We start from the raw sequence: 21,750 nt of genomic DNA on the forward strand, positions 1-21,750 counted from the left end.
TAAATTTGAAATAACATTCAATTTATGTGATCTAGACAAAGTTTTTATGCAATTTCTAATAGTGACGAAAAAACACCAGACTTAAACTTACTTTCACCACTTATTTATTGGCTATTTGGCTGTTGTGTTGAGCAAAATATGTCTTGCTTTCAATCAAGAAAACAAGAGAACAAATTGATGTAAGCTGTTCAATTTATTATCCCAAATTCAAATTATTTTGAGATTTCAAGAAAAGAAAATTTTTAAATATGAACTAAGTGTTTCAAAAAGATTCGACTAACGCCGTAAAACAACTACAATTAGAGCCAAATTCTGGAGGTTATATGTCAAGTGCATCAAATTTAAATGAGTTTCAAGAGCAGGTTCGCTCGCGATACGACGAATTAAGTAAACGGCTACAGCAAGTGGCACGCTACGTATTAGACAATACGAATAGCGTCGCATTTGATACTGTCGCCGTCATTGCAAAAGAAGCGAAAGTTCCGCCTTCGACGCTGATCCGTTTTGCAAATGCTTTTAATTTCAGTGGGTTTAATGAAATGAAACAATTGTTTCGTATGAACCTTGTTGAAGAAACCGCCAGCTACACCGATAGAGCGCGCATGTTTCGTGAAATGGATGGCTCTCAAGAACTAAGTGATGATCCTTCACAAATTTTGAAGGAATTCGCGCACTCTAACGCCCAAGCTTTGCAACAAATGGCAGCTAGAACTCCCGCAGATGATATCGAAAAAGCGGTATCGTTATTAGCGAACGCACAAAATATCTACATTATCGGTTTGCGTCGCTCATTCAGCGTTGCAACGTATTTGAGCTACGCCCTTAGCCATTTGGAATGTCGCCCAGTACTCATTGATGGACTTGGTGGGATGTTCAAGGAGCAGATCAGCCGGATCAGTGAAAATGACGTTGTTATTTCAATCAGTTTCACACCTTACGCCTCGGAAACGGTCATGGTAAGTGAGAAAGCAGCTCAAGCAGGCGCACAACAGATCGTTATTACTGACAGCCAAATCAGCCCGTTGGCAAGTTTCAGTGATGTTTGTTTTGTTATCAAAGAAGCCCAAGTAGATGCATTTCGTTCGCAATCAGCCACCTTATGTTTAGCACAATCACTGACAGTGGCATTAGCCTATCGCCAGGGCAGCAGCTTAGTCTAAGTTATACGGCTCTGTAATTAAACACCTCCATTAATTCAGAGCCCCTTCCAATCCTCTCCCTCATTAACATAAACGTATTTATTGAATGTTAATTAAGTTTCATCTTTTTCTTGGATTTGTGAATCTCATCAGAAAATACAAATTCTAAAAAGACAATCAAATGAAATTATTATTTCACCCTGCTATGTTGGGATTATATCTCGCGTTAGATAAAACCAAGAATGAGGGCTAAGCATGTTAAATACACACTTTCTTTATTTACTCGGCCACCTTCGTTTACTTGAAGAACAGCATTCTGTCACGTCAATTAATCGCTCTGGTATTGGTTTAATCGGCACAGCACCTTATAACCAACTTTATATTGATGCGATAAAATGCTGCACCCATCATAGTGAGCTAAAGTCAATTTGCCATTTGACTCCATCACTCCCTTCTATGACTGACTTTATGTGCCAAAAGAAAAAGATAGAAGAACTGATCAATAATGATGATGTTGATTGCATCATAATGACATCCACTTGCAGTGATGAGTTACTAAAATTTGCTATTCAGATGGCTGTAACAGCAGGAAAAGATATCCTATTAAATGATATCCCCAACTATAGTGAAAGCGAATTGAAGGAAGTATTAAAGAAAGCAATATTCCATGACACATTGATTAACTATAGCCAGCCTCTTAGCTTTGATTACCAGTTCAACCAAATAAAAACGTCATTAATGTCTAAACGTGGCACAGAAACAGGGTTATTACGTATCGTAACACACAGAATATTAGAGACTGAAAACCAATTGCCATTCAATACATTACGAAACACTATCGCAAAAAATATAGAACTATTGTTATCTTTAATACCTGATGTTGTACTTTCAAACCCTGCGATCCAATACTCACATCCCTTCACGAAAAGAGCTGATGGCGATGTATTGATGATTAACTTTCGCCAAGAAGGTGGTTTATTGATTTCATTTGAAATCTTTTTCAATACAGGAAAGGTTTCAGACAAACTGTCTTTAAAACAATGTAATAACCGATATGAAGTAGAGAAAAATCTCCCTTTTAATGAAAGAAATCAAGAAATTAATCAAAATAATTTTATTGTAGAGCAACTCGACCAATTTGTTTTAAGACTCGGTAGCAACACAAAGTTAGCTAAGATTAATCAATGGAGTCGCGCTAATGAACTAACAGATAAAGTAATAAAACAGCTAAATACCTATGGATATATTTGATTTCTATAAAATATAAAGATAACCCTAATAGTAACAAGTAATATTATTCTACAAGTAAATAATGCAATATTATTTGTAACACACCTAAATCACTTATAATCAATGTATTGAGCTATATGTACCACCATTTACATTTACGACGCCATATAAAAAAGACGTAGGATCAACATTGAAAAGATAAGCAAATTGAAATAATGAATCAACATCAATGCAACTTTCGCCAGTCTCGAATCGATTCATTTCTTCTTCTGTTACACCGATTAAGCTTGCCATTTTTTCTATCGATATTTTATGGTTTTCTCGCTGTTTTCGGATTTTTATCCCTAGCATTTTAGCAATGCTTTCCTTGCCCATAATAACCTCTACTAAATATTAAAATGAATATTATCAACCGGTGCGTAAATTATCACCAACCGTAAATTTATAAATTGACTTAAAATAATAAAACTCTGATTAAATGAATCGTTTTAAGACAATCCATTAATGAAAAACAAACAGAAAAACCAGATAAGCAGATGATATAATTAGATTATATCTATTTCATTGTTACATTTTAGTTGTGATGATCATCACATAACACTTTAAGACCCAATAAAGATAGAAACTAGGTTATAGTCAGTCACCAGCTAATAAATTGTATTTCCAATTTAATTTAAATTCTAGCTTACATTTCCAATTTGATAAAACTATATTGCCAAATTTAATGTTATAACCTTAGGAAATTCGTGACAATTTGTATTCATCCGTATCAATAAGTTTCCACAAAGCAATTATAATAAAGAAAATTTTTTTTCATCATAAAAAAAGACGTTTTTTTTTATTTATTAGTCGAAATAACAAGATTAGATTCAGGTAATAATAATAAGACATTCTATATTACGCTTATAAGGTTAAAGCACTTTTAAGATTAGTAAGTTACATTATTTCAATCTTATTTTGAATCTCTAAAATAGATTACTATAACAGATCGTCTTAGATGTAAATAAAATTATGTCTCACACTTATGCCATATTCATTACTTTCAGTCTATACACAGTATGTAAAAATTAGGCAAATTACGTAAACGCCTAACAAGTGTATTTAAGCATTCAATCTAACCCCTCCCTTATCAAAACTTACTTAACTTCACATCTTTTTAATAAAATTGTCAGTTAGCATGCTATCCTATTACGAGCACCTATGAATACTTACCAGTCATCACACTGAGTTATTATATGACCTCTTATTTTATTGGTAAGTAAAAGAGACCTGAAAGGATAATCATGCTACAAGAAAGTGTTATCAGGGAAATCATTCTCTGGATAGAACAAAATTTAGAATCTCGCCTATCCCTAGATACTGTTGCCGATAAATCAGGATACACAAAATGGCACTTTCAGCGCCTATTTAAAAACCAAACAGGACTCGCACTTGGCTCCTATATCCGAGCAAGACGTCTTTCTTGTTCTGCTGTCGCATTACGGCTAACAAATGACAGCATAATGGACATTTCTCTAAGATACCGCTTTGACTCGCAACAAACTTTTTGCCGCGCGTTTAAAAAGCAATTTAATCTGACCCCTTCTGAATATAGAAAACGAGAAGGATGGAAAGTTGAAGGGTTCTGTTTACCTTTACGAGAGAGTAAAGAGCTCAGTGTTCAAGTTAAATTGGCTCAGTTACCCGCAATCAACTTACTCGGAACTAAGCATCGTTATACTAAAGATATTAATGAGTGGAACCTAAAAACCGATGAACTGCGCCGATACTATTGGAGGGCTTTTTTTGAGAAAAACCCTTATGTCACGCAGCATTTATATGCTATCCATGGTATTGACCAAAGCGCTAATGCAGAAGGGCATTTCCTATATACCACGGCTCTAGATGAACAAGATGTTAGTATTGCGCTTCCGCAAGCAACTAACTTACAGTTACCCTCAGGAAATTATTTAGAAATCAAAATCACTAGTAGCCTTCATGGTATAGATTATAATGATATTATCTATACTGCTTATGGGAAGGTGCTTGCTGAAATGGATATCGTCCGTGGTGAAGGGCCAGATGTTGAGCAATATGTCCTAAAGTCTAAACCCTCTTATGAGGCATTCATTAATGATTCACGCCATTTCATTCAAGAACTAAATTATTATATTCCCGTTATTATTTAACGACTAGATATTTAACAACTAGCTATTTAACAACCAGCCAGCAAGCAACCCACACAAAAGTTGTATGGGTTGTTGAGCTAATAATTAAAAAGTCACATTCATCTTTGCCCAGAAATTTCTCCCTGGTTCATTCACTGGCACGTTGGATGAATAGCCAAAACCGCTGTTTCCAGCTAAATTAAGGTGCTCGCTATAGGTTTTGTCAAAAAGGTTATCAACACCTGCGCTTAATTTCATGTTTTCATTAATTTTATACGCTGTATTTAATGAAAAAATTGTGAAACCCGCACTTTTGCTAAAATCTTTACCCACTACATTACCATCATTAATGGCAACGCGATTTTGGCGGCTCACGACTCGTACTAAGCCTGTCGTGGTCCAATCGCCTTTTTCCCACGATAAGCCAAATCGGCTTTCCAACGGTGGCATTTGCGGTAATGCCTTTCCATCTGTACGGTTTTCGCCCCATGAATACGCAAGGCTTGCATCCGCTTTCCACTCATCACTGAGTTTTTGTGCAACACCGAGTTCTCCTCCCATAATTAACGCATCCACATTTTCCACCTGGCTCATTCTTGGATTTGTTGCGCTATAACGGAAGAGAATAAAATCATCAACACGCCCTACATATGCAGAAACCCATGCATTGGTGTCTTCATGGCTATATTTAGCTCCAATATCTAGCTGAGTCGTTTTTTCAGTTTTTAGCTTATCAAACACATTATTGCTACCATCCGGGCCGAGTTTAGGCGAGAATAATTCCCAATAATCAGGAAAGCGTTCTGTATAACCGACACCTGCATATAACATAACAGGCGTACCCGATAAAGAATGCTCATAACGCGCAAAGCCTGCTGGCATCACAGTATTACGCCCTGAAGAACCTACTCCTGTATTATTTTCAACTATCACGCGGTCTAAACGTACCCCGCTGACCACTTTGCCTTGCTCAGTTGGATGCCAAGTTAGCTCGCTAAAAACACCATAATCTTGAAATTGTGCATCTTTTTTCCAGCTATTGTGATTGTTTTTTCGATGCTTATTGGTTTGCATGTCTGCGCCGACACGCAGTTCATAGTCTGACCATAACCATGTTCCCATCGTTCGCCCCCCCATGGTTTCACGGTCAACTCGCATTTTCATTGGCATATTCATCATACCATGGCCACCATGCCCCATATGACCACCACTCATTCCGCCACCTGATGGAGAACGAAGCGAGTAGTTATCCATTATATGGTCGGCATAATTGTAATAGACATTCGCTTCAATTTTATCTAACACATCGCTGAGATTACTTTTCTCAAAGCGCAATCCTAAGCTTTCGCGTTTAAACTGAGAGCCATCCATTCCCCTCCCCGCATAGCGAGCTTCCCCATCGCCTTTACCTGCAGTCAACTCTAATAATGTGTATTCATCAGGAGTCCAACCAACCGCAATATCAGTATTCCATTTGTCCCATTTAGACGGTACTTTGTCCCCATTACCATCTTTATAATCATTAGAACGTGACTTATTGCCAATAACGCGAATGTAGCCAGACTCATTACCTAAACTCACATCTGCATTGCCATCCCAACGCTCATTAGATGCGGCTAAAACACTCGCGTTTCCTTTCATTCCTGCTTCAGTAAATAGCGGTTTTTCACGTTCAAAACGGATGGTTCCCGCAGAGTTCCCAGGCCCCCATAAAACAGTTTGAGGGCCTTTAATCATATTCAGTACATCAAAGTTTTCCGGTGAGATATAAGATGTAGGCGCATCCATACGAGAAGGACATGCACCTAACATCTCGCTATCATTGGTCAAAATACGCAAACGCGAGCCGAACATGCCACGGAAAACAGGATCACCGTTAGTCCCACCGTTTCGTATTTGTGAAAAACCCGGAATAGTTTTGAGATAATCAGAACCATCACTCGCAGGGACGGGCTGCCTTGGTGTTTTAGGTGATGTCGTAATCGTTAATGGTGAATCAACTGGCGCAGTCACAATCATCACTGAGCTATCTGAAATTGGGCTTTGGTTGATTTCAGTTTTAGCGGCTGTAGATGCCGTAAAAATTGCACTAATTACCAGTGTTGCAATAGGAGCCACTTTAAAAACGTGTGTGTTCATTTTTTACCTGTTTCTTAGAGTATAGCTACGCTGCTTTCGCCTCTTAGCTTGCAAATACATTTTCAGCCCTCAAGGGGGAACCTCTTAAAAATCAAAGAAATTCAAGATGAACGAAAACGCTTTGCACAATAAAAGCAAAAGTAGCAATTTAATTAATTTGAAAATTTATAATATTAAGAAATCAGGAGATTGGTGGGGCTCGAGCGAGATGTAATGACCATGGTCTAAATAACCAAATGTGAGTGCAACTCTCAAAGGGAATAAATAGAGTTAGCGTGGCAAATTGCCGAATAACCGCAGCAATAAGTAAGATAAGAAATGGGAAGTGGATCAATAATTGGCAGTAACCACATGCAATATCTTCCATCGGAGACTGCCCTATCCCCGTCATTAACATATGGTTCATTGGTATAGAAACGTCACAGCCTTCAGACATAGGCATACTGTGATGCGAATGCATAGAAGAGTCTACCCTCTCACTTTGTATATCTGTACAAGTGTCCATATGCACCATGGACTTAGAAACCAAAGGTGCAATAAACAACATTGCAATGGCAAGCAAAGCAAGATAAGCGGATAGCTGTTTGATAAAAGGGCGCAGGTGCAACGTTTTTCCGTCATCTCAGTATGAATTTTATAGTGCGGAATTGTATCTTATTTGGAAGGGTGTTGTTATTTATTTTCAGAATTAATGTTAACCACAGCGCAGCATCGCATACAAAAGACTAAAAAACAGACAATTGCTGATTAAAATCAATCTATTGATTAAATCTCTATTCTCAATACAACAGATTGAAATTAAAGTAAATAATAAGCTCATTATTTACTTTAACATTATTTGGCTATTAACCATCTAACCCTAGCGATTTAGATGAGACCATTTTGTGTTAACCATTACCTTGGTTATCTCTTCTTTAGTTTGAATTGGCTTGAGTTTATCCAGTTCAATCCAAACCGTTTTGGTTGATTGAAATCGGTTATCTGGCGTCAAACCACTCAATTTAATCTGTAAATATTGCTCTTTTTCTTTATCGCTAACACCTTGTTTAAATTCTTCATAAGCAACTATATATTTTTTTACTTCCTTACCAGCTAACCCTTTTCTGAAAGTGACCAAAATTTTATAGCTGAGATTTTCGTTAAGAAAACTTTTAACCACATCGGGGAGTGATTGATATGCGGCAATCTTGTCGTCTTTTGCTTTTTGAATATATTGTGGGCTTCTTGGAGCCTGACTTGGCTGATAATTAGGTTGCGCTCTCGCTAATGTCCTCTTTTGAACTGGCGTCCTGTGGGAGCGATTTAGATTGCTTGGCTCCGAAACCGACCGATTTAATGCCAATGCCCCTGATATATTTTTTTGATGAATATTTGAAGGATCTGAATAGGCATGTCTTAAAGTAAAAACACGAGTGGGAATTTTTGACCCTTTCCGGTCAATCTGCTTTTTTTTAATACTTTCAGCAAATTTATTTAATTCTAGCTGCTGATTCACAAGCTTTCTTTTAACTTCTTTATCTAATGGGCGTTTATTCAAACCTGATACGACTGGGTGAGAGATATTGGTTTGATGATAATTACGCATTAGTCGAGTGGCCATATTGCTTCCTTTTATCTAGTTATAAACTCAAACTATATTAAAAGAATTGATATCAGCTATCTTTAACAAACCGAAGTAATCAAAATCGTGGATTATAATATGAAAGGGAGTGTTATACAGGCGAACACCTGTATAACACTATCAGTGAAAAAACTTACTTATCGGAAGGCTGCCCTTTCTTTTCATGCACCATCATCAGAGCTTGTTCAACACTGCGCTCGATAATAGGACGACGTTGATCATTCTCTGGCAGCAGTTTTAGCATCATTTGCCAAGCAGAAATGGCTTCAGCGTAGCGTTCTTGCTCAAATGCATTGAATGCAAAAATACTCAACGCTTTCACATTAGTGCGGTCTTCTGCGATCAGCTTTTTAAGTAATTCTGCACCTTGGCGGTTATCTTCAGGATCAGAAGAGCGCGTCAAAACCTCCGCATATCCCATCACTACATTTTCATTTTTAGGGGCTAGGCGATAAGCACGGCCATAGGCATCGGTTGCCATAGTAGCATTCCCCAACACCATACCAATACGGCCTAGCATTTCCCACGCTTCTACATTTTGCGGATCTTCCTGCAGTCGAGTGCGTAACCCTAAAGCAAGGTGTTCCATTTCCGCATTATTGAGTGGCGGCTCAGATGGGTCTAGTGCTCTATCTAACAAAGCAGGGGCTTGTTGATAGGCATTATTCCAATCTGCCACTTTCTCGTAACTGCCTACCTGATAATAAGCCCCACCCGCAACACCTAATGCGATGATAAACCCGGGTAAATAAACCCAATTGCTGGTACGAGAGGCCTCAGGCAATGCTTCCTCATCACCCTGCTCAACCTGTTTTAATCTAACGCGTTTTTTAGAACGGGCAAAAATGATCCAGCCGCCTACCGCTATAGCAACAAATGGTAACCCCCATAGCATCACCGTGAGCGGTGTCAGTGGTGGGTTATAAGTGACGAAGTAACCATAGCGAGCAACCATATAATCAACGATTTCATCGCGGTTTTTGCCTTCTTTCATTAACTCATACACTTTTTGACGCAAGTCCAGTGCAATCATTGAGTTAGAATCCGCAATACTGTTGTTTTGACATTTAGGACAACGCAGCTCTTCGGTTAACTTACGGAATTGCTGCTCTTGCTGTTCATTATCGAAAGTAAACACTTCTGTCGATGCATATGTCACCGTTGCACTTAACGCTAACATCAATAAACCCAATAAATACCTCATTGGTTCGCCTCCTGATTATAGCGCTCCCAAAGGGGTTTAAATTCTTTTTCCCAAACGCGCTCGTCCATTGCCCCTGCGTGACGATAACGGATCACTCCATTGCCATCAATTAAGAACGTTTCAGGTGCACCATATACCCCTAAATCAAGGCCTAACATACCTTCACCATCAAATAAACTCAGAGCATAAGGGTTACCCAACTCACGTAACCACACAATGGCCTTATCCCGTTTATCTTTATAATTCAACCCGACCACACGGACACCTTGTGCAGACAATTTATTCAAATATTGATGTTCTGCACGGCATGTTGGGCACCATGTCGCCCAAACATTCAACAAGATAGGTTGCCCTTGTGTTAGCACATCCGATTCATAATGTTGACCGGGGTTTTCTAGTGACTCAAGGCGAAAAACGGGCACTGGCTTACCAATTAAAGCGGATTCTAATAAGCGAGGGTCATCCCCTTCTGCATTACGCATCAATTGCCATAACAGAACCGCAGCAATTCCTGCAAAAATAATAAAAGGAATTAAGAAGACTTTGCGGTTCATGCTGTTTCCCCTTGTAATTTACGACGACGATAACGTGGGTCAAACAAGCAAAATAACGCACCGATAGCCATTAATACGCCACCAGACCAGATCCAACGAACAAACGGTTTATAATACAAACGCATCGTCCACGTATCTTTAGCAATTTCCTCACCCAATGCGGCATATAAATCGCGAGTAAAACCGCCATCAATCGCGGCTTCGGTCATAACTGCTCGGCTAACGCTATAAAAACGTTTTTCTGGCATTAAAACACCGATGACTTTGTCTTTCTCTTTCACTGAAATACTGCCAATAACGCCTTGGTAGTTAGGGCCATCAGCCTCTTTTACCCCATTAAATACAAAGGTATAAGCACGAATTGAAATGCTATCGCCCGGCTTCATTTTCACATCACGCTCAATACTGTAATTTTGGCTAAAGGCAATACCGACGATGGTTACCGCTAAACCTAAGTGCGCCAGTACCATTCCCCAATAACTTGGCGTGAGCTTGATTTTCTTACTGATGCGCACTCGCATTTCCGCGAACGCAAGAATAGCTATCCAGCACGCCATCATTAAGCCGACAACCGTCAGCGCTTCTACCCTATCTTCCATTAATAATGGCAAGGCAAAAGAGAGAATAACGGTTAATACCGTTGCAATGATTAATAATTTTTTGATAGCCGCAGGGCGGTCACGCCCCCAGCGTACGAGTGGGCCAATTCCAAGTAACAAGGCAAATGGCACCATCAACGCGATAAACATGGTATTAAAGAACGGTTCACCAATGGAAATCGTACCCAGACCAATTTGTTTATGGACCAACGGTAGCAATGTACCGAGTAACACGACTAACATCGCTGCTGTTAGGATAACGTTATTGCCCAATAACATGGATTCACGAGACCATAGCGCATTGTTAACTCTTGAGCGTACTTTGTGCCCACGCAGTGCAAACACCAATAAAGAGCCGCCAATCACTAACACCATGAAGGCTAAGATGAATAACCCTCGAGATGGGTCTGAGGCAAAGGCGTGTACAGAAACCAATACCCCTGAACGGACTAAGAAAGTCCCGAGTAAACACAGTGAGAAAGCAAAAATCGACAATAATAGTGACCAGGCTTTAAACGTGGCTCGCTGTTCAGTAACGGAAAGTGAGTGGATCAATGCCGTCCCCACTAACCATGGCATAAAGGAAGCGTTTTCCACTGGGTCCCAGAACCACCAGCCCCCCCAACCTAATTCATAATAAGCCCATGCGGAACCTAACATGATCCCCAGTGTTAAAAAGAACCATGCTGCCATCGTCCAAGGGCGAGCGAAGCGCGTGAAAGAGCTATCTAACCGGCCACTTAACAATGCCGCAATCGCAAAGGCAAATGCCACTGAGAAGCCGACATAGCCCATATATAACAATGGTGGGTGGAAAATCAGCCCGGGGTCTTGTAGTAATGGGTTGAGGTCACGCCCTTCAATCGGAAAGGCCGGCAGCGTGCGAGAAAACGGATTTGAAGTGAAGATGATAAACAGTAAGAAACCAACGCTAACCATCCCCATGACGGCCAAAACACGGGCGACAATGTCGAGAGGCATTCGGTAACTGCAAATTGCTACCGCAAATGTCCAGCCGCTCATTAATAATACCCAAAGTAATAATGAGCCTTCGTGAGCTCCCCATGTTGCAGCAACACGATACCAAATTGGCAATTGCGTATTCGAGTTATTGGCAACATAAGTGACTGAGAAATCATTAACAACAAAGGCATTCACTAATACTAGGAATGCCCCTGTTACACAGAGAAAAAGTAACCATGCTAATGGACGCGATGATGCCATCAGGCGGGCATCATTGCGTGCCACTCCCCATAGCGGGTAAAAAGACAGCAAAACGGCAAGACCTAATGCCAAACACAGTAAAACGCTACCAATTTCAGGGATCATGATGCATTGTCCTTATAGGCAGCAGCTGGCCTGCGATGGTTTTCCTGCATCGCCTTTTCAACTTCTGGTGGCGTATAGTTTTCATCATGTTTAGCAAGCACTTCTTTCGCTAAAATATGATTATTCTCTTGTAATTCCCCTTGAACAACAACACCTTGCCCTTCTTTGAATAAGTCAGGCAAAATTCCATGATAACTTACGTCCACTTCACCTTCGGCATCATAAACTGTGAAGGTAATATTGACGGCATTAGAGACGGGGTCAGAATCACGTACCACACTACCGGGCATCACCATGCCGCCAACGCGCAAACGCTGCCCAACTTCAGGGATTTGCTGAGTTTCCCGCTTACCGTAGATGATTTCACCGGGGGTATAAAACAAGTCAATACTTGAGCGCAATGCGTAGAGAATTAATGCGAGGGTTAACCCCACGCCAACCAATATGGAACAGATCAACCAAAGTCGGTTACGACGACGAATATTCACACTCCCTCCCTACGCGCTCTTGCTGCTTTTTGTCTTACTTCACGAGCTTGCTGTTGAATAATTGCATTTATTATCATTTTTCTTTGTATGTATGTATGCAAACAGAGTAACAAAATAGGTATTAATGTCAGCGCAACCGCCAGCCATACATAAAAACCATAGCCGCCCATCGCCCAAAACTCACTCCAAGATGCAAATGCGCTAGTCATGATTGACGTCCTTTTTTATTCACAATATCTAATACCCATGGACGGTTACGTTCTAACATCAATAATTGACTACGTAAACGGATTAACGTTAATGAGATAAAAAGAAACAGGTAACCAAGGATAGCTAAACGTAGTGGCGTACGCATAGCAGGGTTGATGCTTTCTTGCATGCGAGTCGAAGGTTGGTGCAAGGTTTGCCACCATTCAACTGAATAATGAATGATAGGTAAGTTAATTACACCAATTAATACTAAAATTGCAGCGGCCTTTCCTGCTGTACGGCGGTCATCAAACGCATGCCATAAAGCAATAATCCCCACATACAGAAAAAACAGAATTAATTCAGAAGTTAAACGTGCATCCCATACCCACCATGCCCCCCACATTGGTTTACCCCATGTCGCACCGGTAACCAATGCGATAAAGGTAAATACCGCCCCGACAGGCGCCATTGCAGCTATCGCCAATTCAGAGACTTTCATTTGCCATACGAGACCGACAAAAGCGGTGATCGCCATGGTGGCGTAGATCCCCATTGACCACATTGCAGCAGGCACATGGATATACATAATACGATAACTTTGGCTTTGGACTTTATCGGTTGGCGCAAAGCCAAATCCCCAAATCCATCCCACTGCTAAACAAATTACACTCAATATGATAAACCACGGTATTAGACGCCCACATAACCGGTAAAGGTTAACTGGGATGGCAAGTTGATGAAGCTTTTTCCACATAGTTTAATTACCCTGATTTATTATATTGTTAGTAAATGCTGCGTGACAGCATCATACAATACACATTAAAAAAGCAAATATATTGATTTAACACAAATATAACTTAGGCTGATCATACTCAAACGCATAACCAGCCTATTTATTGATCATTACTTATAATTCATCGATGTAACTCATCATAAAATGATTACCTTGAATTAAAAGCCAGGTTCAACTTCACGCATGTCCGGCAACTTATGGGCGATCCCTTTATGGCAGTCAATGCAGGTTTTACCATCCGTGATGGCTTGGTCATGCATTTTGGCTGCAACTCCTTTTTGTGCTGTAAAGTCCATATACTCAAAGTTATGGCAGTTACGACACTCTTGTGAGTCGTTATTTTTCATTCGTCGCCACTCACTTTGCGCCATCGCTAACCGATGGTCTTCAAATTTTTGTGGCGTATCAATGATGCCAAAAATTTTTCCGTATAACTCTTTACTCGCTTGAATTTTACGCACCATTTTGGGGCCGAACTCATGCGGTACGTGACAATCTGGGCAAGTTGCACGGACACCACTACGGTTAGTATAGTGAATAGTATCCATATATTCTTCATAGACATTCTCACGCATTTCATGGCAGCTAATACAGAACTCTTCCGTATTGGCCATTTCCATACCCGTATTGAAGCCGCCCCAGAAGATAACACCACTCACGAAACCAATCAGTAATAAGGTTCCTAATGCTAAACGGCTTGGCCTACGCCACCACCGCCATACTCGGCCGATTAGCCCAAACAAACCCTTTTTCTTCGGCTTGTCATCATGTGTTTGCTTATCATTGTTATTTGACATAATTCCCCCTTATTTCCCAAAACCTTTGGATGGGGTAAATGTGTTATCAACAATCGGTGCTGTGTCTGATTGCGGCACGTGGCACTGTAGACAGAAGTAACGGTTTGGTGCGACTTCGCCGAGGACTTTGCCTGTTGCATCCATAAAGTGCGTTGGGCTAACTCTTGGTGCCCCTGTGGTACGATAATTTTCCACGCCATGGCATTGCAAACAACGATTAGTATTAGTGGTAATTTGATAACCTTCAACACTATGTGGGATCATTGGTGGCTGATTCACATAGTTTAATGCCATTCTTTCTTGCTCTTTCGGAATATGAATGCTTCCTTCTGACGTACCGGATACTTCTGGTGATTGGGTCAGGTCTACACCATTAGCAGCCCAAACAAGACTGCTTACAACAAAGGCCATTCCAGCCACCCAACGGCTGATCGTCTTTTTCAGGACAGGATTTTTCATGATTTCGCTCCCGAACTCCATCTTAGTGTTATTTTAAAAACATCCTCAGAACAAACATCGATGCAACGACCGCAAGTGATGCAATCCTTATCTGATATCTGCGCTGGAGCTTGTTTATCTAGGACCGGTGCGCGCAGAACTTGCGGCTCCGGGCAAATGTGGAAACAGTCCATACAACGGCTACAGTTTTCTTTATTTTCCGCTGTAACAACCAATGCGCCTTTACACCCAGCTACGCCATATAGCGCACCTAATGGGCAAAGGTGACCGCACCAACCATGTTCCACAACTAATAAATCGAATAAAAACAGTGCAACTAAAACCAATGCACCGCTGCCAAAACCAAAAATTAAACTGCGCCCCATTAATGAAACGGGATTAAGCCATTCCCAAAGTAAGGTGCCTGTAATCGCAGAGCCGATCAGGATCACCACCAGCAATACATAGCGAATATTGCGGGGTATGGTTGCAGACTGGTTAAAATCAAACTTACGTCTTAACCACGCTGCGGCATCCGTCACTGGGTTTACAGGGCAGACCCAACTACAGAAAATGCGCTTACCCAACAGTGCATAAACCCCAAATACGATAGCAGCCCCAATTAGCGCGGAGATCCCCGGTAAGTAACCACTTGCTAAGCTCTCTAACGTAATTAAGGGATCAGTCAAAGGTACGGTGTCTAACAATAAGCTACTGCTGTAGTTACCATGTAAAATCCACACCCCAAACCAAGGCCCACTTAGGAACATCGCTAACACCAGCAATTGGCTTATGCGTCTAAACACCAACCATTTGTGGCTTTGCCACCAGCCTTTTTTTGCCTGAGCTTCACGTCCGGCATCACGTTTACGATTCGCCATTGTTACCCTCCAGCCAACCAAAGCGGTAATGGTGCCCTAACTCACCTTTTGCCAACGACCTTGGTAATACCTTGATAGCTGCCTCTTCCAATACACAGGCTTGTTCACATTTACCGCATCCGGTGCAGTAGTTGCTATTGACTGTGGGTAAGAAGCGCGCGTGCTTACCGGTTCGGTGGTTTTGTTCCAGTTCCAATGTGATGGCTTCATCAATCAGTGGACATACGCGGTAGCATACATCACACCTTAGCCCTTGAAAATTCAGGCAGTTTTCCTGATCGAGTAAAACGGCTAACCCCATGCGTGCATCGTTAATCGACTCAATGTCTTTATCCAATGCGCCACTTGGGCAAACCTTAGCGCAAGGAATGTCCTCACACATTTCACACGGGTTTTCTCGAGCGATGAAGTATGGCGTTCCAGAAGCCAAGCCTGATGCCAATGTCGCTAACTTCAACATGTCATACGGGCAGGCTTGAACGCATTGCCCACAACGGACACATGCACTGGCAAATGTTTTTTCATCAAGGGCGCCCGGCGGGCGGAGCTTGACGCCACTCGCACGGGACGTTTGTTGCTGAAGCCCCAGCACCACACCAACAGCCGCCAACCCGCCCGCAGTGCGGGCGACATCGCGTAAAAAGCGACGACGGCTGTTCTGGGACTTAGCCTGTTGAGACTTAGCTTTCTGGGGCATGAGCAATTACACCTTTTCCAGTTTAACGGCACATTTTTTGTAATCCGTTTCTTTTGAAAGCGGATCGGTTGCATCCAGTGTTAAGTTATTCACTAGCTGCGCAGCGTCAAAGAACGCCATGTAAACTAAGCCTTTTGGTGGTCTGTTACGGCCGCGTGTTTCAACAATTGTTGTCACATCACCACGACGTGAAACCACTTTGACTTTATCACCACGGCGTAAACCTCTCTCTTTTGCATCGATTGGATGAATAAACACTAGAGATTCAGGGAAAGCACGGTGTAGTTCAGGAACACGACGAGTCATACTACCGGTGTGCCAATGTTCTAAAACACGACCTGTTGATAACCATAAGTCATATTCTTTATCTGGCGATTCAGCTGCAGGCTCAAATGGCAGTGCAAAAATTACCGCTTTACCGTCGGGTTTACCGTAGAATTGATAGCCAGCACCAGCTTCAACATAAGGGTCATTTCCTTCGCTGTAACGCCACTGAGTTTCTTTGCCATCAACCACTGGCCAACGGATACCGCGCGCTTTGTGATAGTCATCAAAATCCGCTAAGTCATGACCATGACCGCGACCAAAGCCTGCGTACTCTTCGAATAGCCCTTTTTGTAAGTAGAAGCCTAATTCACGTGATTCATCGTTAAGTTGGTCTTCTGCTAACTCGCTCACAGGGAACTTTGTTACCGCTTGGTTAGCGAATAACACGTCATACAACGTTTTACCGCGTAATTCAGGTTTTTTCGCGAGTAACTCTTCAGGCCACACTTCATCCGTTGTAAAGCGTTTTGAGAACAACACCATCTGCATTAAGTCAGATTTCGCTTCGCCTGGTGCTTTAACTTGTTGGCGCCAAAATTGAGTACGACGTTCCGCATTACCGTAAGCGCCTTCTTTTTCTACCCACATTGCCGTCGGTAAAATCAAGTCAGCGGCTAACGCACTGACCGTTGGATAGGGGTCAGAAACCACGATAAAGTTGCGTGGGTCACGCCAACCAGGCATACGCTCTTGGTTGATATTCGGGCCCGCTTGCATGTTGTTGTTACACATAACCCAGTAAAAATTCAATTTACCGTCTTTTAAAGCACGGTCTTGGGCAACGGCGTGTAAACCGACTTTTTCAGGGATCGTCCCAGCGGGTAGTCCCCACACACCTTCGACTTTCTCACGGTGTTTTTCATTGGTAACCACCATGTCAGCAGGTAAACGGTGCGAGAACGTACCCACTTCACGTGCAGTACCACACGCGGATGGCTGGCCTGTTAATGAGAATGGCCCACAACCCGGTTGAGAAATTTTGCCTGTCAGTAAGTGCAGGTTATACGCTAAGTTATTTGCCCAAACACCACGAGTGTGCTGGTTAAAGCCCATGGTCCAGTAAGAAACCACTTTAGTTTTAGGGTCTGCGTAAAGTTTAGCTAACTCTTCTAACTGATCTTTTGGAACACCCGTCATTTCTGCGGTTTTGTCTAAAGTATATTCCGCAACAAAGGCTTTATATTCATCCCACGTCATTGGCTCAGATGCATCAGAACCTGCATTTTTCGCGTTTTGTTCGAGTGGGTGAGTTGGACGTAATCCATAACCGATATCTGTAGCACCACGACGTAAATTCACGTGTTTATCGAGGAATTCCTGATTAACTGCATTGTTTTGAATAATATAGTTTGCAATATAGTTCAGGATCACTAAGTCAGATTGTGGTGTAAAGACGATGCCGTTATCTGCTAATTCAAAGCTACGGTGTTTGAAAGTCGATAACACGGCAACACGCACGTCAGGGTTAGACAAACGGCGGTTAGTAATACGAGACCACAAGATTGGGTGCATTTCTGCCATGTTTGAGCCCCAAAGGACAAACGCGTCAGCATGCTCAATGTCATCATAACAGCCCATTGGTTCATCCATACCGAAAGTACGCATGAAGCCCACTACCGCAGAAGCCATACAGTGGCGTGCATTAGGGTCTAAGTTATTAGAACGGAACCCACCTTTGAACAGTTTTGATGCTGCATAGCCTTCCCAAACTGTCCACTGGCCCGAACCGAACATACCGATCCCTTCTGGGCCTTTTTCTTTTAATGTGGTTTTGACTTTTTCTTCCATAACATCAAAGGCTTGTTCCCACGTGATCGGTGTAAACTCCCCATTTTTGTCATATTCACCGTCTTTCATACGCAACATTGGTTGCGTTAAACGGTCTTTTCCGTACATGATTTTTGGTAAGAAATACCCTTTGATACAGTTTAAACCACGGTTTACTGGCGCTTCTGGGTCACCTTGGCTGGCCACAATGCGACCATTTTGAGTTCCCACCAGTACCCCACAGCCTGTCCCACAAAAACGGCAAGGGGCTTTGTCCCATTTAATACTTTCTTGTTGACCAACCACTGCTTTCGCAATGCTCGGTGCGCCAATACCTGCCGCCGCAGCAGCGGCCGCTATCGCATTGGCTTTCATAAAGCTACGACGACTGAGTTTCATAATCTTCCTCACCTTGCTCTTCCTGCTGGTGGTAAACCAGCGAAACATCTAGTACGCCGTCAATATCGCGTACTAAATCAATAGTATCTAACAACGTTCTACTACCTTGCCCTTCAACAACCACAATCAGCTTTCCGTTTTCTGGGGCGCTTAACGCCACCTCACAATTAGAAAATTGATTAATTTCTTCGGCCACAGTAGACAGTCGCTCACTTTTTACTTGTACTATTAAACTGCACACTTGATAGTTACTGTGCATGTTCATGCTCCACGGTAATGGCTGAAACTGGGCAACCTGCTACACAAGCACCACAGCCTGTACAACCTGGTGTTTCTACTTTTGGCTGGTATATACCTGCCATTGACGGACGAAAAGAGATGACTTCAGGCTCACAACTGTCTTGGCAACGACGACATTCAATCGAAAGATAAGCAAGACAATTTTGGCCAATCGAAATTGAGATATCCCAAGGTTGGGAATGTTTTGGAAGGAAAATAGGTTCTGGACATGCTGTTGCACATGCATAGCAAAATGTACATTCACCACGCTTAAAATCAACAACAGGGTAGCCCCCTGCTCCTGGTTGGATAATTGCCGTTTCGCAACTCTCAACACAGGCATTGCAACGGGTACACAATTCAATAAATTGCGTTTCACTACCACTCCATGGCGGCCGAACCACTGGAGCCGCGCTGCGCCACGCACCAGTTAATACTCCCCGACGGGTGAGATCAACCATGTTTTTTTCCTTTACATTGCCAACAAAAAAACTAAAACGTATTGATAAACCGCATTTTTTATATGTGTATTTATGAGAAATATTAACGATAGCAGCTATAAAAATACATACTACCAAGTAGGTAAAAGAGGTAATTCCCCGTATACGACTAGAAATAACCAGATTTACGCTATTTGCTATGCATGACCTCAAAACAGCCTTAAAATGATAAAGGAATAGGGGTTTTTAATTATTTATTAACATTTTTTTAATGTGGATTATTAATTTAAACTCAATTTTTAATTTTTTAAATTATAACATCAACCAAAAGCTACCACTAAAGTGGTATATGCAATGTCATTTAGCAAAAAAATATATGCATTTTTTTTGATATTAAACAAATTTTGTTTGTCACTTTTTTTTAAAAATAACCCAGAAATATTAAAGATAAAAATCTAATTAAAAATCAATAAGCTACAACAAGCAAATGTAGAGTGTCAAAATAAGAATCATTACTAATTAATTATTGGAACTAACAATTTAGAACTATTAAAAAATAACTATATCAATTTCAATAATACCTATTTTTTATTATTTTTTCACATTCTATTTCCTTATTCCAAATTAACTCTTGATCAAAAACAATATTTTTAGTGTGGTTTTTTGTTACACATATAAATTAGCAATGTCTTGATAGTATCTGTGCGCTTACTATCAAACCTAAATAACAAAAAGATACCCAAAATAGTTCGAGTCATAGGTCACAATACAAAAACAACTCGAAAAATGAAGGGATGACTGGCTAAAATTACTCGAGGCCCTTTTTATGGCAAACATAAGAAATAATGCACTATGCTTATTGAGTCTGGTTGCAGGAATATTTCTCTTTACCTCTGTTCATGCTCAAACTCCTACCAAAGATAGTACATCCACTATTAACGCTCGAAATGAAACTTTCGAAGCTGCTCACCCTGATCAATACCACTCTTGGCGAGCAACATCCGAGCAATCAAACCGTGAAGATGCATTAGCGGAAGACCCTCGCTTAGTCGTACTGTGGGCTGGATACCCATTCTCACGCGACTACAACAAACCACGTGGCCACGCTTATGCCATTATCGACGTCCGTGAAACCTTACGAACCGGTGCACCGAAAGACGCCCAAGATGGCCCGCTCCCGATGGCATGTTGGAGCTGTAAAAGTCCCGATGTGGCGAGGCTAATCCAAGAACATGGCGAAGATGGTTATTTCGAAGGTAAGTGGGCAAAAGGTGGCCCTGAAGTGGTTAATGTTTTAGGCTGCGCTGACTGCCATAAAACAGATTCTGCAGATTTTGCAAAAGGCAAACCAGAGCTAACGCTTTCTCGCCCTTATGCGGAGCGTGCAATGGAAACGATTGGCAAACCGTTTGATAAAGCCAGCCGATTCGACCAACAGTCCATGGTGTGTGGCCAATGTCACGTGGAATATTATTTCTCTGGCGATAAAAAAGCCGTGAAATTTCCATGGGATAACGGCACCAAAGTCGAAGAGATGGAAGTTTACTACGACAATGTTGGTTTCTCTGACTGGACCAACTCATTGTCGAAAGCACCGATGCTGAAAGCTCAGCACCCTGAATATGAGACTTGGAGTGCAGGTATTCATGGCAAAAATAATGTGACCTGTATTGATTGCCATATGCCAAAACTGCAAAACGAAAAAGGCGAACTGTATACCAGCCATAAAATTGGTAACCCATTCGACAATTTCGAACAAACCTGTAGCACTTGCCATACCCAGAGCAAACAACAGCTGCAAGATGTCGTTGCTGAACGTAAAGTCGCTATCCAAGAGATGAAAATCAAAGCGGAAGACCAATTGGTTCGAGCTCACTTTGAAGCGAAAGCCGCATGGGATGCAGGCGCAACAGAAGATGAAATGAAACCAATCTTAACTGATATTCGTCATGCACAATGGCGTTGGGATTTAGCTATCGCTTCCCACGGTATTCATATGCATGCACCAGATGAAGGCTTGCGCATGTTAGGTGGTTCGATGGATAAAGCCGCAGATGCACGAACCAAACTCGCTCGTCTATTAGGTTCAAAAGGCATCACCCATGAAATTGCCATTCCAGATATTTCAACTAAGGAAAAAGCGCAACAAGCTATCGGTTTAGATATGCAAAAAATCAATGCGGAGAAACAAGAGTTCTTAAAAACTGTGGTTCCGCAGTGGGATGAACAAGCTCGTAAAAATGACCTATTAGCCAAATAACCATGATTTGCCCCAAATAATGGGGCAATA

21 protein-coding genes are annotated in these 21,750 nt (G+C 41.6%); 4 read left to right on the forward strand and 17 right to left on the reverse strand.

Annotated elements, in window-relative coordinates:
- Positions 1–323 precede the first annotated feature (323 nt).
- Both G6Q48_RS07545 and G6Q48_RS07550 read left to right on the forward strand, forming a co-directional pair.
- The gene (locus G6Q48_RS07545) at positions 324–1,160 is read left to right on the forward strand and encodes a MurR/RpiR family transcriptional regulator (RefSeq protein ID WP_166265483.1); all 837 of its coding nucleotides are present in this window, start codon (positions 324–326) and stop codon (positions 1,158–1,160) included.
- 234 nt (positions 1,161–1,394) lie between these two features.
- Positions 1,395–2,390: a hypothetical protein gene (locus G6Q48_RS07550; RefSeq protein WP_229597474.1), complete on the forward strand. Its 996-nt coding sequence runs from the start codon at positions 1,395–1,397 to the stop codon at positions 2,388–2,390.
- A 99-nt stretch (positions 2,391–2,489) separates the two neighbouring features.
- Here G6Q48_RS07550 and G6Q48_RS07555 read toward each other — a convergent pair whose 3' ends face one another.
- Positions 2,490–2,744, reverse strand: coding sequence for a helix-turn-helix domain-containing protein (locus tag G6Q48_RS07555; protein WP_102137344.1), 255 nt, complete (start codon positions 2,742–2,744; stop codon positions 2,490–2,492).
- A 908-nt stretch (positions 2,745–3,652) separates the two neighbouring features.
- Between G6Q48_RS07555 and G6Q48_RS07560 the strand changes: the two genes are divergently transcribed.
- Entirely contained in the window at positions 3,653–4,537 is an 885-nt protein-coding gene (locus G6Q48_RS07560; RefSeq protein WP_166265486.1) for a helix-turn-helix domain-containing protein, read from the forward strand.
- A gap of 84 nt (positions 4,538–4,621) precedes the next feature.
- Here G6Q48_RS07560 and G6Q48_RS07565 read toward each other — a convergent pair whose 3' ends face one another.
- From G6Q48_RS07565 to napF, 16 genes are all read right to left on the reverse strand, one after another.
- Entirely contained in the window at positions 4,622–6,655 is a 2,034-nt protein-coding gene (locus G6Q48_RS07565; RefSeq protein ID WP_166265489.1) for a TonB-dependent copper receptor, read from the reverse strand.
- Positions 6,656–6,836: 181 nt separating this feature from the next.
- Positions 6,837–7,202, reverse strand: a complete 366-nt coding sequence (locus G6Q48_RS07570) for a DUF2946 domain-containing protein (RefSeq protein ID WP_375373123.1) — start codon at positions 7,200–7,202, stop codon at positions 6,837–6,839.
- 312 nt (positions 7,203–7,514) lie between these two features.
- Positions 7,515–8,255 (reverse strand): hypothetical protein, encoded by a 741-nt coding sequence (locus G6Q48_RS07575; protein ID WP_166265492.1) that lies wholly within the window; start codon positions 8,253–8,255, stop codon positions 7,515–7,517.
- Positions 8,256–8,409: 154 nt separating this feature from the next.
- Entirely contained in the window at positions 8,410–9,480 is a 1,071-nt protein-coding gene (locus G6Q48_RS07580) for a cytochrome c-type biogenesis protein CcmH (protein ID WP_102139970.1), read from the reverse strand.
- On the reverse strand, positions 9,477–10,034 hold the full coding sequence (dsbE, locus tag G6Q48_RS07585) for a thiol:disulfide interchange protein DsbE (protein ID WP_004262204.1): 558 nt from the start codon (positions 10,032–10,034) through the stop codon (positions 9,477–9,479). The genes G6Q48_RS07580 and dsbE overlap by 4 nt, the downstream gene beginning before the upstream one ends.
- Entirely contained in the window at positions 10,031–11,962 is a 1,932-nt protein-coding gene (locus G6Q48_RS07590) for a heme lyase CcmF/NrfE family subunit (protein WP_102139971.1), read from the reverse strand. The genes dsbE and G6Q48_RS07590 overlap by 4 nt, the downstream gene beginning before the upstream one ends.
- The gene (gene ccmE, locus G6Q48_RS07595; RefSeq protein ID WP_036958480.1) at positions 11,959–12,450 is read right to left on the reverse strand and encodes a cytochrome c maturation protein CcmE; all 492 of its coding nucleotides are present in this window, start codon (positions 12,448–12,450) and stop codon (positions 11,959–11,961) included. Before ccmE ends, G6Q48_RS07590 begins: the two co-directional genes overlap by 4 nt.
- Positions 12,447–12,659: a heme exporter protein CcmD gene (gene ccmD / locus G6Q48_RS07600; RefSeq protein WP_004262214.1), complete on the reverse strand. Its 213-nt coding sequence runs from the start codon at positions 12,657–12,659 to the stop codon at positions 12,447–12,449. The genes ccmE and ccmD overlap by 4 nt, the downstream gene beginning before the upstream one ends.
- A complete protein-coding gene (locus tag G6Q48_RS07605) occupies positions 12,656–13,396 on the reverse strand; it encodes a heme ABC transporter permease (protein WP_102139973.1) in 741 nt (246 codons plus the stop codon). Before G6Q48_RS07605 ends, ccmD begins: the two co-directional genes overlap by 4 nt.
- Before the next feature lie 197 nt (positions 13,397–13,593).
- On the reverse strand, positions 13,594–14,232 hold the full coding sequence (gene napC, locus G6Q48_RS07610; protein WP_102139974.1) for a cytochrome c-type protein NapC: 639 nt from the start codon (positions 14,230–14,232) through the stop codon (positions 13,594–13,596).
- 9 nt (positions 14,233–14,241) lie between these two features.
- Positions 14,242–14,691: a nitrate reductase cytochrome c-type subunit gene (gene napB, locus G6Q48_RS07615; RefSeq protein ID WP_004913351.1), complete on the reverse strand. Its 450-nt coding sequence runs from the start codon at positions 14,689–14,691 to the stop codon at positions 14,242–14,244.
- Positions 14,688–15,551 carry a quinol dehydrogenase ferredoxin subunit NapH gene (napH, locus tag G6Q48_RS07620; protein ID WP_102139975.1) on the reverse strand — a complete coding sequence of 288 codons (864 nt, stop codon included), beginning with the start codon at positions 15,549–15,551 and terminating at the stop codon, positions 14,688–14,690. The genes napB and napH overlap by 4 nt, the downstream gene beginning before the upstream one ends.
- Positions 15,538–16,248 (reverse strand): ferredoxin-type protein NapG, encoded by a 711-nt coding sequence (napG, locus tag G6Q48_RS07625; protein WP_102139976.1) that lies wholly within the window; start codon positions 16,246–16,248, stop codon positions 15,538–15,540. Before napG ends, napH begins: the two co-directional genes overlap by 14 nt.
- A gap of 6 nt (positions 16,249–16,254) precedes the next feature.
- The gene (gene napA / locus G6Q48_RS07630; protein ID WP_166265495.1) at positions 16,255–18,741 is read right to left on the reverse strand and encodes a nitrate reductase catalytic subunit NapA; all 2,487 of its coding nucleotides are present in this window, start codon (positions 18,739–18,741) and stop codon (positions 16,255–16,257) included.
- A complete protein-coding gene (gene napD / locus G6Q48_RS07635) occupies positions 18,722–19,000 on the reverse strand; it encodes a chaperone NapD (protein WP_181490085.1) in 279 nt (92 codons plus the stop codon). Before napD ends, napA begins: the two co-directional genes overlap by 20 nt.
- On the reverse strand, positions 18,990–19,481 hold the full coding sequence (napF, locus tag G6Q48_RS07640; RefSeq protein WP_004262238.1) for a ferredoxin-type protein NapF: 492 nt from the start codon (positions 19,479–19,481) through the stop codon (positions 18,990–18,992). The genes napD and napF overlap by 11 nt, the downstream gene beginning before the upstream one ends.
- A gap of 805 nt (positions 19,482–20,286) precedes the next feature.
- Here napF and nrfA point away from each other — a divergent pair.
- Positions 20,287–21,720, forward strand: a complete 1,434-nt coding sequence (gene nrfA / locus G6Q48_RS07645; protein ID WP_102139979.1) for an ammonia-forming nitrite reductase cytochrome c552 subunit — start codon at positions 20,287–20,289, stop codon at positions 21,718–21,720.
- Positions 21,721–21,750 lie beyond the last annotated feature (30 nt).

This window comes from Providencia sp. M-27, assembly GCF_011077905.1.
GTDB lineage: Bacteria > Pseudomonadota > Gammaproteobacteria > Enterobacterales > Enterobacteriaceae > Providencia > Providencia huaxiensis.